15 protein-coding genes and 1 rRNA gene are annotated in these 11472 nt (G+C 73.1%); 12 read left to right on the top strand and 4 right to left on the bottom strand.

What is annotated here, in order from left to right:
* The 7 genes from rrf to H488_RS31020 all read left to right on the top strand — a co-directional run.
* Positions 1-92, top strand: a 5S ribosomal RNA gene (rrf, locus tag H488_RS36160); the annotation flags it as partial.
* A 153-nt stretch (positions 93-245) separates the two neighbouring features.
* On the top strand, positions 246-842 hold the full coding sequence (locus H488_RS31045) for a superoxide dismutase family protein (protein WP_081615813.1): 597 nt from the start codon (positions 246-248) through the stop codon (positions 840-842).
* 102 nt (positions 843-944) lie between these two features.
* Positions 945-1757 (top strand): alpha/beta fold hydrolase, encoded by an 813-nt coding sequence (locus H488_RS31040; RefSeq protein WP_017834108.1) that lies wholly within the window; start codon positions 945-947, stop codon positions 1755-1757.
* A gap of 163 nt (positions 1758-1920) precedes the next feature.
* Positions 1921-2859: an SDR family oxidoreductase gene (locus tag H488_RS31035; protein WP_017834107.1), complete on the top strand. Its 939-nt coding sequence runs from the start codon at positions 1921-1923 to the stop codon at positions 2857-2859.
* 107 nt (positions 2860-2966) lie between these two features.
* A complete protein-coding gene (locus tag H488_RS31030) occupies positions 2967-3776 on the top strand; it encodes a hypothetical protein (protein WP_051063798.1) in 810 nt (269 codons plus the stop codon).
* Entirely contained in the window at positions 3773-4246 is a 474-nt protein-coding gene (locus H488_RS31025) for a phage holin family protein (RefSeq protein WP_017834106.1), read from the top strand. The genes H488_RS31030 and H488_RS31025 overlap by 4 nt, the downstream gene beginning before the upstream one ends.
* Complete coding sequence (locus H488_RS31020) at positions 4243-4890, top strand: DUF3618 domain-containing protein (RefSeq protein ID WP_017834105.1); 648 nt, start codon at positions 4243-4245, stop codon at positions 4888-4890. Before H488_RS31025 ends, H488_RS31020 begins: the two co-directional genes overlap by 4 nt.
* 100 nt (positions 4891-4990) lie before the next feature.
* Here the strand turns inward: H488_RS31020 and H488_RS31015 are convergent, their stop codons facing one another.
* Together H488_RS31015 and H488_RS31010 are read right to left on the bottom strand one after the other, a co-directional pair.
* Complete coding sequence (locus H488_RS31015) at positions 4991-5830, bottom strand: GDSL-type esterase/lipase family protein (RefSeq protein ID WP_017834104.1); 840 nt, start codon at positions 5828-5830, stop codon at positions 4991-4993.
* Positions 5831-5906: 76 nt separating this feature from the next.
* Complete coding sequence (locus tag H488_RS31010) at positions 5907-6926, bottom strand: LLM class flavin-dependent oxidoreductase (RefSeq protein ID WP_017834103.1); 1020 nt, start codon at positions 6924-6926, stop codon at positions 5907-5909.
* 152 nt (positions 6927-7078) lie between these two features.
* Between H488_RS31010 and H488_RS31005 the strand changes: the two genes are divergently transcribed.
* The 4 genes from H488_RS31005 (at position 7079) to H488_RS30995 (ending at position 9959) form a co-directional block, all read left to right on the top strand.
* Positions 7079-7774: an alpha-ketoglutarate-dependent dioxygenase AlkB family protein gene (locus tag H488_RS31005; RefSeq protein ID WP_017834102.1), complete on the top strand. Its 696-nt coding sequence runs from the start codon at positions 7079-7081 to the stop codon at positions 7772-7774.
* Between the two features lie 22 nt (positions 7775-7796).
* Complete coding sequence (locus H488_RS31000; protein ID WP_017834101.1) at positions 7797-8348, top strand: flavin reductase family protein; 552 nt, start codon at positions 7797-7799, stop codon at positions 8346-8348.
* A 170-nt stretch (positions 8349-8518) separates the two neighbouring features.
* Positions 8519-9235, top strand: a complete 717-nt coding sequence (locus H488_RS0118660; RefSeq protein ID WP_017834100.1) for a flavin reductase family protein — start codon at positions 8519-8521, stop codon at positions 9233-9235.
* 127 nt (positions 9236-9362) lie between these two features.
* Positions 9363-9959, top strand: coding sequence for a YceI family protein (locus H488_RS30995; protein WP_017834099.1), 597 nt, complete (start codon positions 9363-9365; stop codon positions 9957-9959).
* A gap of 93 nt (positions 9960-10052) precedes the next feature.
* On the opposite strand, the gene H488_RS30990 is transcribed toward H488_RS30995, so the two are convergent.
* Together H488_RS30990 and H488_RS38010 are read right to left on the bottom strand one after the other, a co-directional pair.
* Entirely contained in the window at positions 10053-10271 is a 219-nt protein-coding gene (locus H488_RS30990) for a hypothetical protein (RefSeq protein ID WP_150110364.1), read from the bottom strand.
* Entirely contained in the window at positions 10268-10669 is a 402-nt protein-coding gene (locus H488_RS38010; RefSeq protein WP_017834097.1) for a cell division protein CrgA, read from the bottom strand. Before H488_RS38010 ends, H488_RS30990 begins: the two co-directional genes overlap by 4 nt.
* A gap of 142 nt (positions 10670-10811) precedes the next feature.
* Between H488_RS38010 and H488_RS30985 the strand changes: the two genes are divergently transcribed.
* Positions 10812-11450 carry an anthranilate synthase component II gene (locus H488_RS30985; RefSeq protein ID WP_017834096.1) on the top strand — a complete coding sequence of 213 codons (639 nt, stop codon included), beginning with the start codon at positions 10812-10814 and terminating at the stop codon, positions 11448-11450.
* The last annotated feature ends 22 nt before the right edge of the window (positions 11451-11472 follow it).

Below are 11472 nucleotides of genomic sequence, written 5' to 3'. Positions count from 1 at the left end.
CGCCCGGTCCCATCCCGAACCCGGAAGCTAAGACCCGCAGCGCCGATGGTACTGCACCCGGAAGGGTGTGGGAGAGTAGGACACCGCCGAACCACACCACCAGGGTCGAGCCCCCGCACCACACGGTGCGGGGGCTCCCCGCATTTAACACCCATCGTCTTCGTTGAATCCCCTCCGACCACGGCTTATGGTCGAGGACCAGGACCCGGTGACGACGAGGAGGAGCCGTGCGACGGAGCAGGCTGATGGCAACAGTGATCGGAACGACTGCTCTGGTGCTCGCCGGCTGCGGCGGGGGCGGTGACGACAGCGCCGTGGTCGAGGAGACGTCGGCCGCCCCGGAGGCGGCTCCCGGCTCCCGCGCCGTCCTCCAGGACGCCGAGGGCGCGGAGGTCGGCAGCGTCAGCTTCTCGGAGGTCGCCGCCGGCACGGAGGTCGTGGCCGAGGTGCAGGGACTCGAGCCCGGCTTCTACGGACTGCACGTGCACGCGACCGGCCTCTGCGAGCCCGACAGCACGGCCCCGGGGGACCCCGGCACCACGGGCGCGTTCCTCTCCGCGGGTGGCCACCTCGGGAACGAGGACGCCGAGCACCCCGGCCACCGGGGCGACCTCCCCGGTCTCCTGGTGACGGAGGAGGGGGCGGGCTTCCTCACGACGGTCACCGACCGCTTCGGTGTCCAGGACCTCGTGGCCGACGACGACGGCAGCGCCGTGATGGTCCACTCGGGCCCCGACAACCACGCCAACGTCCCGGAGCGCTACGCCCCCGGCGGACTCGACGAGGCCACGCTGGGCACGGGCGACGCCGGCTCGCGGCTGGCCTGCGGCGTCGTCGAATGACCGCGGGCCGTTCCGGCCGCGGGTGAGACCCGGCCCTGCGGCGGCGTCCTTCGCTACCCTGGGAGCGTTCCTGCCGTACGCCCGAGAGAGGGGTCTCCCACCATGCCCGACGTCAGTCCCGCCACCGCCCGGATCAACGGGGTCACCATGACCTACACCGACCGGGGGGAGGGGCCGGTGCTCCTCCTGCTGCACGGTCACGCCTACGACCGCAGCATGTGGACCCGTCAGGTCGAGGTGTTCGCCTCCCGCGGCTGGCGCGTGATCGCCCCCGACCTGCGCGGCTTCGGCGGGTCCGAGGTCACCGAGGGGATCGTCTACACCGAGGAGTTCGCGGACGACGTCGCCGCGCTGCTCGAGCACCTGGCCGTCGACCGGGCGGTGGTGGTCGGGTTCTCGATGTCCGGCCAGATCGCCATGGAGCTCCTCCACCGCCACCCCGGCCGGGTCCGGGCGCTGGTCGTCAACGACACCGTCCCCGAGGCGGAGGACGCCGCCGGCAGGCGGCGCCGCCACGTCGCCGCGGACGCCATGCTGGCCGGCGGCATGGAGGCCTACGGCCGCAACGTCCTGGGCAGGATGGTCGCCGAGTCGACGGTGGAGACCCGCCCCGGGGTGGCGGCCGAAGTGCTGGCCATGCTGCAGAACGCTCCCGCGAAGGGGGCCGCCGCGGCCATGCGCGGGCGCGCCGAGCGCCGGGACTTCACCGAGCTGCTCCGCAGCGCCCGGATCCCCGTGCTCGTCGTGGTGGGCGCGGACGACGCCTTCGACGGCGGCGCCGGCCAGCGGATGGCCGAGCTGGCCCCCGGGGCGGAGCTCGTCGTCGTCGACGGCGCCGGGCACACCCCCAACCTCGAGCAGCCGGCCGCGTTCGACGACGCCCTGGAGAACTTCCTGCACCGTCTCGAGGCCTGAGCGCGGTCACCCCGCGGCGGTACGTTCCTGCACCCCGTGCCCCTCGGCGGTCCCTCCGTCACGGTGGCGCGGGGTGTCTGTTCTCCCACAGAGAAGCCGTTGTCCTGCCGACCGTATCATCAGTATGCTGTCCAGATCAGTGCACGACGAGGGGAAGTGGAGCATGGCCGAGACGAACAGCGGCAACCCGGAGAACGCCGACCGCGAGACGGTGGACCAGCTCGCGTTCCAGAACCCCGTGACGCGATACCCCGTCCTGTCGCCCCCGAAGCAGGACCAGCCCGAGCCGGGCCTGGACGTCGAGCTCGAGCCCAGGACCGACCGCGGGGAGCTCTCCTACCGGGGGACCGGTCGGCTGGAGGGGCGCAAGGCCCTGATCACCGGGGCGGACTCGGGCATCGGCGCGGCCGTCGCCATCGCGTTCGCCAAGGAGGGCGCCGACGTCGCCCTGAACTACCTCCCGGACGAGGAGCCCGACGCGCAGGTGGTCAAGGCCGCCATCGAGAAGGCCGGTCGCACGGCCGTCCTCCTCCCCGGGGACCTGACCGACAAGGACTTCTGCGCGGCCCTGGTCGACAACGCCGTGGACGGGCTGGGCGGGCTCGACATCCTCGTCAACAACGCCGGCAAGCAGGTGGCGGTCGAGAGCCTCGAGGACCTGAGCGACGAGCAGCTGGTCGACACCTTCACCGTCAACATCGTGGCGATGTTCCGGATCACCAAGGCGGCGCTGCGGCACCTGCCCGCGGGGTCCTCCATCATCAACACGACGTCGATCCAGGCGTACCAGCCGTCGCCGGACCTCCTCGACTACGCGTCGACCAAGGCGGCGATCAACAACTTCACCAAGGGCCTCGGCCAGCAGCTGGCACCCAAGGGCATCCGCGTCAACGCGGTGGCGCCGGGACCGTTCTGGACGCCTCTCCAGGTCTCGGACGGGCAGCCGAAGGACGCACTGCCCGAGTTCGGGCAGTCGACGCCCCTCGGCAGGGCCGGCCAGCCCACGGAACTGGCCCCCGCCTACGTGTTCCTCGCCTCCTCCGAATCGAGCTACGTCATCGGCGAGACCCTCAACGTCAACGGCGGCAGCCCGTCGCCGTGAGGACGCGCCGATCCGGCGAAGGTCTTGGCTCCGTGGAGCCTTCGACCTAGGCTAGAACCAGCCCGCACCATCAGTGGACTTATGAAATGTTCCAGAAAGGCGGAATCATGACCACCAACCCCTATGACCCGACCCCCTACGACGCCGGCTCGAGCCACGCGGCCGACACCGGCACCTCGTCCAAGAAGGACGTCGCGGCGGAGCAGGGCAAGGCCGAGGCGGACCAGCTGAAGCACGAGGCCGCCGGCTCCGGCCAGCGCGTCAAGGAGACGGCGAAGGAGCAGGCCGGAGCCGTCAAGCAGGAGGCCACCACCCAGGCGCAGAACCTCCTCGGCCAGCTCCGGAGCGACCTGAGGGACCAGGTGGCCCCCCAGCAGGAGCGCATCGCCTCGAGCGTCCGCTCCGTCAGCGACGAGATCAACGCCCTGTCCCGCGGTGAGAAGCCCGAGACGGACTTCGTCACGGGTCTGCTCGGCAGCGTCTCCGGGCGCGTCGACTCCATGGCCTCCTCCTTGGAGAACAAGGACGCCCAGGACCTGCTGCAGGACGTCCGCCGGTTCGCGGCCCGCCGCCCCGGGACCTTCCTGGCCCTGGCGGCCGGCATCGGGCTCCTCGCCGGCCGCGCCACCCGCGGCGTCAAGGACAGCGACGAGATCGCGACCGACCGCCAGGGCGCCAAGGAGTACTTCGGCGTCTCCGGCCGGCAGGACCAGGGCACCGCGGCCGGGACGGGCGTCGCCACCGGCGCCGTCTACGACCAGGGCTACGACCGCAACCTCACGGCGACCGAGACCTCGGGCTACACCCCGGCCGACCCCTACGCCTACCGCTCCGACGAGCAGGGCGAGGCGGCCCGCACCTACACCGACCGCGTGCCCGGCACCGTCTATCCCGATCAGGAGGGCGACCGTCGATGAGCCATCCCATTCCCCCCTCGGACGCCGAGGACAGGGCGGAGCACGAGTCGCTCGGTGAGATGTTCAAGTCGCTGAGCACCAACCTCTCCACCCTCATCCAGCAGGAGATCGCGCTCGCCAAGGCCGAGACGACGCAGGCGGTGCAGGAGGCCAAGCAGTCCGCCAAGGACACGGGCAAGGGCGCCGGCATGCTCGCCGGGGCCGGCGTGGCCGGACACTTCGTCCTGCTCTTCCTGTCCCTCGCGCTCATGTGGGGACTCAGCAACCTCGTGGGCCTGGCCTGGTCCTCGGTCATCGTGGCCGTGCTCTGGGCCGTCATCGCCGGCATCCTCGCCGCGATGGGCAAGAAGAACCTCAACGAGGGCAAGCGGGAGATGACCGAGGCGACCCAGGATCCGCTGCCCCTCACCCGCGAGACCGTCTCCGAGATCCCGGACACCGTGAAGCCCTCCAAGAAGGAGAACCGATGAGCCAGCAGAACCCCGAACAGATCCGCGCCGACATCGAGGCCACCCGCGCTCGGCTCGGCTCCGACGTCGACGCCGTCGCGGAGAAGGTGACGCCCGAGCGCGTCGTCGAGCGGCAGAAGGACAAGGTCCGCGGCAAGGTCCAGGACACCGTGCACGGAGTGAGGGAGCGAGTCATGGGTTCTTCCGACGACGAGTTCACGGTGGGCGGCTACTCCACCGGTGACGTCAGGGACGAGGCAGCGTACCGCGCCGACCAGGCCCGCGGCGCCGTGCAGAACGCCCCGGCCACGGCCAGGGCGAAGACCCGGGGCAACCCGCTGGCCGCCGGTCTGATCGCCCTCGGCGCCGGCTGGCTCGTCGGCTCGCTGCTGCCCTCCACGCAGAAGGAGCAGGAGCTCGTCGCCGACGCGGCGGACCGGGTGCAGCCCCACGCCCAGCACGTGGTCGAGTCCGCGAAGGGCGCGGCGCAGGAGGTCGCCCAGGACCTGAAGGAGCCGGCCCAGGAGGCCGCGCAGTCCGTCAAGGAGACCGCGCAGTCGGGCGCCCAGGAGGTCAAGCAGCAGGGCCAGGGCGAGGCCCAGCACCTGAAGTCCTCCGCACAGGACTCGGCGCAGTCCGTCAAGGACGAGACGAAGAACGCCTGACCCGCGCCCGGCCGCACCCCGGCCGGGAGCCGGTGGCGCACCGGGCACGACGAGGCCCCCGGACCGACGGTCCGGGGGCCTCGTCGTGCCCGGGGACCGGTCAGCGGGCCCGGGCGGCGTGCCCGAGGAGCCCCGGGAAGTAGCCGGACAGGTAGCCGCGCTCGGTCGGGTGCAGGTTGTGGCTGCTGGCGTCGGGGCCGAAGAGGATCCACGGGTCAGCCGAGCCGACGCCGTGGCCGCGGAAGCGGTCGGTGACGTCCACGAAGACGGCGCCCTCCTCCTCCACGCCGGCCGCGAGAGCCGCGTTGAGCTCGTCGGTCCAGTCGTTGAGCTGGGCGGCCCGTTCGGCGGAGATCAGCGGGCTGTCCGCGCGGTCGTCGAAGAGGTGCGGATAGCCCAGCACCACGATGCGCGCGTCCGACGCCGCGTCGACGGCCGCGACGGTCTTGCCCGCGGAGGCGGCGGCGGACGCGATGAGCGCGGGGGCCTCCGCGAGCTTGGCGTCGCACGGCGCCGGACCGTAGGCGGCCTCGGCGGGGGCGCTGCACGCCTCGATGAACCCGCCCCACCCGATGTCGTTGCCCCCCAGGGTCAGTGTCACCAGGTCGGCCGAGTCGAGGGCGTCGGCGACCGGCTCCGTGGCGACGAGCTTCCGCACATGGTGCGTCTCGTAGCCGGCGCACGCCGCGTCCAGGGTCACCTCGATCCGGGGGTGCGCGTCCAGCTTGTCGACGTGGTCCCGTCCCGTGCCCTGGACGCAGCCGGGAACGCCCTCGACCGCCTGGAGCCCGCCCGTGCCGAAGGCCGCGGAGTAGGAGTCGCCGAGGTTGACGACCTCGACGGTGCGCGGGGCCGCGGCGGCGGGGGAGGCGGCCGCGCCCGAGAGGGCGAGCGCCGCGGCCAGGGCGGTGACGGTGCGTCGGGCGGTGACTGAGGACATGGCGGGGACCTTTCGGGGGGCGGTGGCGCCTCCCGGGGGCGGCGCCGTGACGGCGGACGCCGGTGACTCCCTGAATTTACAGTCGCGACGCGGCGGAGGGAAGGTCTGTCCCGGCGTCCTGACCCCAGGCCCCGGCCAGGAGCTCGAGGGAGCGCAGCACCTGCTCCTGGGTGGGGGACGCGGGGGCGATCATGAGCTCGTCGGCGTCCGCCGTGACCGCGAAGTCCTCCAGGGCGGACCGGACCTCGTCGCCCGTGCCCGCGGCCGACCAGTGCAGCATGTGCAGGATCTGCTGCCCGGCGGGGCTGTCCATCACCATGTCCAGCTCGGCCTCGCTCAGCTCGCGGCCGCGGCCCACCATGGCGCGCACCCGTTCGCGCCGGGCGGTCCCGAGCTGTTCGGCGGCGTCCTCGGCGGTGTCCGCGGCGATGACGTTGACGGCCGCGACGACGTACGGCTCCGCGAGCTGCTCGGAGGGACGGAACCCGGCGCGGTAGGCGGCCACGGCGTCCACGAGCGCGTCGGGGGCGAAGTGGGAGGCGAAGGCGTAGGGCAGCCCGTAGGCGGCGGCGAGCTGGGCGCCGAACAGCGAGGAGCCCAGGATCGTGAGGGGCACGTCCGTCCCGGCGCCCGGCACGGCGCTGACCCCCGGGACGAGCGAGCGGCCGCTGAGATAGCCCTGCAGCTCGCGGACGTCCTGCGGGAACTGCTCGGCGGCGGAGGGGTCCCGGCGCATGGCCCGCACCGTCCGCAGGTCCGTGCCGGGGGCCCGGCCCAGGCCCAGGTCGATCCGTCCGGGGTGCAGCTCGGCGAGGGTGCCGAACTGCTCGGCGATCACGAGGGGGGAGTGGTTGGGCAGCATGACGCCGCCCGCGCCCAGGCGGACGGTGGAGGTGTGCGCGGCGACGTGGGCGATCAGCACGGCCGGGGCCGAGGAGGCGATCGTGGGCATGTTGTGGTGCTCCGAGTACCAGACCCGCAGGTACCCCAGGCGCTCGGCGTGCTGGGCGAGGCGCACGGAGTCGGCGAAGCTCTCGCCCACGGACGCGCCCTTGCGGACGGTGGCGAAGTCGATGACGGACAGGGGCAGCGGCACGGCGGACCTTTCACGGTGATCGGGAGAACCTCCACGCTACTCCTCTCCGCCCGGGGCCGCCGTGGCGGGGCGCACACCGGTGCCGCCGCCCGCGGTGCCGCCGCCCGCGGTGCCGGTGCGCGGTGTCGGCGGTCGCGGCTACGCTCGGCAGCATGATCGACCCCTCGACCCCGTTCTCGGCGCCCGAGCTGTTCGAGCTGCCCCGGGAGCGCGCGGAGATCGCCCCCGGCGCCGTCCACGTGCCGGGGTGGCTCGGGCCCGAGGAGCAGCGGGACCTGGTGCTCCGCTGCCGGGAGTGGGCCGTGGGCCCGGTGCCCATGCGGCACATGGTGCTCCCGGGCGGCGGCCGGATGTCGGTGCGCTCCACGACACTGGGCTGGGACTGGGCGCCCTACCGCTATCTGCGCACCGGGGAGCGCAAGCGGGCACCGGACATGCCCCCGTGGCTGACCGAGCTGGGCCGCCGGGCCGCCCAGGAGGCCTACGGCCTCGGCAGCCCGGACGCGCAGGACTACCGGCCGGACACCGCCCTGGTGAACTTCTACGACGCCGACGCCCGGATGGGCATGCACCAGGACAGGGACGAGGCCTCCGCCGCGCCGATCGTCTCCCTCTCGCTCGGGGACACCTGCGTCTTCCGCTTCGGGAACACGCAGACCCGCTCGGCGCCGTACCGGGACGTGGAGCTGCGCAGCGGCGACCTCTTCGTCTTCGGCGGACCCTCCCGCTACGCGTTCCACGGGGTGCCGCGCATCCGCCCCGGCACGGGGGCGGCCGCGCTGGGCATGAAGGGCGGGCGGCTGAACCTGACCCTCCGGATGACGGGACGTTCCCGGCCGGAGCGCTGAGTCCCCGTGCCAGACTGGCGGGATGGAGCTTTCCGATCCCGCACCGGCCCACCTGATCGACCCGGCGGCGCCGGACGCCGAGGACGTCGGCGCCTACCGTCTGCTCGCCGCGGACATCGCCTCCGGCGTGGCGGTCGTGGCCGCCCGGCACCGCCGGCGGGACGTCGCCGCGACCGTGACCGGGTTCCTCGATGTCTCCTACGACCCGCCCACCATGCTCGTGAGCCTCTTCGAGGAGGGGCGGATCTGCGACGCGGTGGAGTCCTCCGGCGCGTGGACGCTCTCCGTGCTGCGTCGGGACCAGGAGGGCATCGCCAACTGGCTCGCGAGCCCCGGCAATCCGGTCGAGGGCCTGCTGGACGGCGTGCCCTTCCGGCGCGCGCCGCGCTCGGGGGCGCCCGTCCTGGACGGGGCGCTCGCGTGGTTCGAGCTCTCCACCGTGGCCGTGCACACCGCCGCGACGCACCGGGTCGTCGTCGGCGAGGTGACCGCGATGGGCCGCGGGGTCGCGGAGGCCCAGGCCGACGACCCGCTGGTGCACTACGCCCGCGGCTACCGGGGCCTGACCCGGTGACCCGGGGGCGCCGGACACGACGACGGCCCCCGTGCAAGACTGTGACGTCGGGTTTCTCCCGCCCCGTCAGCGGCGGAATCGATTGACTTCCGCTCCGGTTCCGGACGTAGCGTGGACCGGTGGGGCCGCCCGGCGGCACCGTTCCCACGGCTCTCCACGGAAGGACACTCATGGCGGCCCAGCACCACGAACGCCGGCCTCGTCGGGGGCACGGCGACGACGCGCCGGCCGGCGGCGCACCGGAGCAGAGCCCTGCGCGGACGCCCGAGCGGACGGCGGAGGAGCCGCGGCTGAGCGCGGTCCCGCGGCCCGGCCCCCCGGCCGAGCGCGCGGCCGCGTCGGTCGCCGACCTCGAGGTCCCGGCAGACCACCTCCAGGACCTGGAGCACGTGGGCGAGGCGTTCAAGGCGGCCTTCGCCCACCACCCCGCGGGGGTCGCGATCATCACCGCGCGGGGCCCCGAGGGGCCGGTGGGCCTGACGGCGTCCTCGGTGTCCTCCGTGTCGGCCGTGCCGCCGATCCTCGGCTTCTCCCTGCAGGCCCGTCAGGGCTCGGCCGCGCTGCTGGCCGAGGCCGACTCCTTCCTGGTGCACCTGCTGGACGCCGAGAACCTCGACCTCGCCCGGTCCTTCGCCGTCTCCGGGGCGCCGCGCTTCGGGGCGGACATGCCCTGGGAGTACCTGGAGACGGGGGAGCCCCGGCTGCTCAACGTCGCCCGGGTCCTGCGCGCGGTCCCGCTGGCCCGGATCAAGGCCGGGCCCGCCCTCGTGTTCAACGCCGCCGTGGTCGACGTCCTCGGCCACGAGGGCACGGGCGTCCCCCTCGTCTACCACCGCCGCCGGTTCCACGAGCTCAACGACCGCTCCGCCCTGGACCCCGAGGCCTGAGCACCCGGAGACGGGCCCCGAAGTCCCGGAAGAACTTCGGACTTTGTTGTTGACACATCACCAAGGTGCTCCTAGAGTAGTTGACGAAGCAACAACCTGCTCGCCACCGATCCCCAAGGAGAACACCATGTCCCAGCTCAACGGTCTCGTCCCCGGTTCCTGGACCTTCGACCCCGCCCACTCCGAGGTCGGCTTCACCGTCCGCCACGCCGGCATCTCCAAGGTGCGCGGCACCTTCGGCGAGGTCGACGCGCAGCTCGAGGTCACCGACCCGGTCGAGAGCTCGACCCTGAACGCCACGGTCCAGATGGCGAGCATCGACACCAAGAACGCCGACCGCGACGCCCACGTGCGCAGCGCCGACTTCTTCGCGGTCGAGGAGCACCCCACGATGACCTTCACCTCGACCGCCGTGGCCTTCGACGGCGAGGAGGGCACGATCACCGGTGAGCTGACCATCAAGGACGTGACCCGCACCGTCGAGCTCGCCACCGACTTCAGCGGCGTGGTCGTCGACGCCTTCGGCGTGACCCGCGCCGGCTTCTCCGCCGAGACCACCATCTCCCGCAAGGACTTCGGCATCACCTGGAACGCCGCGATGGAGGCCGGCGGGGTCCTCGTCTCCGACAAGGTCGTCATCAGCCTCGACGTGGCGTTCACCGCGCCGCAGAACGACCCCGAGGAGACCGTCGAGGGCCAGGAGGCCGCCTCGGCCCAGGCCTGATCCCCGACGGGCGCGCACGGGAGCGGCCCGCACCCCTGCAGGGGTGCGGGCCGCTCCCGTGCGCGCCGTGACCGGTGCCGCGGGCCGGTGCGGCTAGCGGAGCTGCTGCACCAGGAACCAGATCGCGGGACCCGCGACCAGCAGCAGCAGCGCCCACCGGCGCAGCCGCACCTCGAACGTGGCGGCGTTGAACCGCCGCCCGTCCTTCGGCCGGGACTCGGCGATCTCGTCCTCGAGCGGCTTGGGGGAGGGCTCCTGCGACTCCTCGTGCGGGTCCTCGGGGCCGGTGCCGGCAGGGGGCACCGAGGTCACCGCCACTTCGTGGTCATGATCAGCCCCACCATCATCAGGGCCAGGCCCACCCCGATGTTCCACGTGCCGATCCCGGGCACGGGATAGGTGCCCTGGAAGAGGTAGTAGACGATGAGCCACAGCAGCCCGGCCACCAGCAGGCCCAGCATGATGGCCTTGTACCAGGTGGGCGTCGGGGCGTGGGTCTCCGGGGAGCCGTGCCGGGAGCGCTCGGTGAGCTCCTGCGCCACCGCGTTCGCGGCGGCCTCCGGGTCGAACGCGGTGGAGCCGCCGGGCAGCCCCTCCGCCGCCAGCCGCGCCAGCTCCGCGTCGACGGGCGGGGCGGCGGCCGGCGTCGACCGTCCGGAGCCGCCCGGACGGCGGGCCGGCTTCTTGCGGCGGTTCTTGGACTCGGGCACTGATCCTCCTGATCACCAAGCGGGCCGTCTTCACGGCGGGGGGTCCGGTGCACCAGTCTAGCCGCCCGGTGCGCGCCCTCCTGCGGACGCGTAAGCTGGACGGGCGCACGCGCCGAGAGGCACCCCACTCCCAGGAGATCCTGTGACCGTCAAGATCCTCGTCGTGGACAACTACGACAGCTTCGTCTACACCCTCGTCGGCTACCTCGAGCAGCTCGGTGCGAAGACCACGGTCATCCGCAACGACGACCTCGACGAGACCGCCGCGTGCGCGCTCGCCGACGAGCACCAGGGCGTCCTCCTCTCGCCCGGCCCGGGCGCTCCCGCCGACGCCGGCGTGTGCACCGCCCTGATCCGCCACGCCGAGCGGACGGGGCAGCCGCTGCTCGGCGTCTGCCTCGGCCACCAGGCCCTCGCGGAGGCGTACGGGGGAACCGTCACCCACGCCGAGGAGCTCATGCACGGGAAGACCTCCCGGGTGGAGCACAACGGCACGAGCGTCTTCGGCGCCGTGCCCAGTCCGTTCACCGCGACCCGCTACCACTCGCTCGCCGTCGTGGACCAGTCCGTGCCCGACGTCCTCGAGGTCACCGCCCGCACCCCGAACGGGGTGATCATGGGGCTGCGCCACAAGAGCGCCCCGCTGCACGGGCTGCAGTTCCACCCGGAGTCCGTCCTCACCGAGGGCGGCTACCTCATGCTCGGCAACTGGCTCGAGCTCGTAGGGCTCAAGGGCGCGGCGCGGGCCGCCATGTCGCTGTCCCCGCTGATCGCCGTCTGACCCTCGGCCGCCGGCCCGGACG

It is taken from the genome of Kocuria sp. UCD-OTCP, assembly GCF_000349605.1.
Classification (GTDB): Bacteria; Actinomycetota; Actinomycetes; order Actinomycetales; family Micrococcaceae; genus Kocuria; species Kocuria rosea.
The sequence above is the reverse complement of the archived record's forward strand: the minus strand, read 5'-3'. Positions and strand labels throughout refer to the sequence as shown.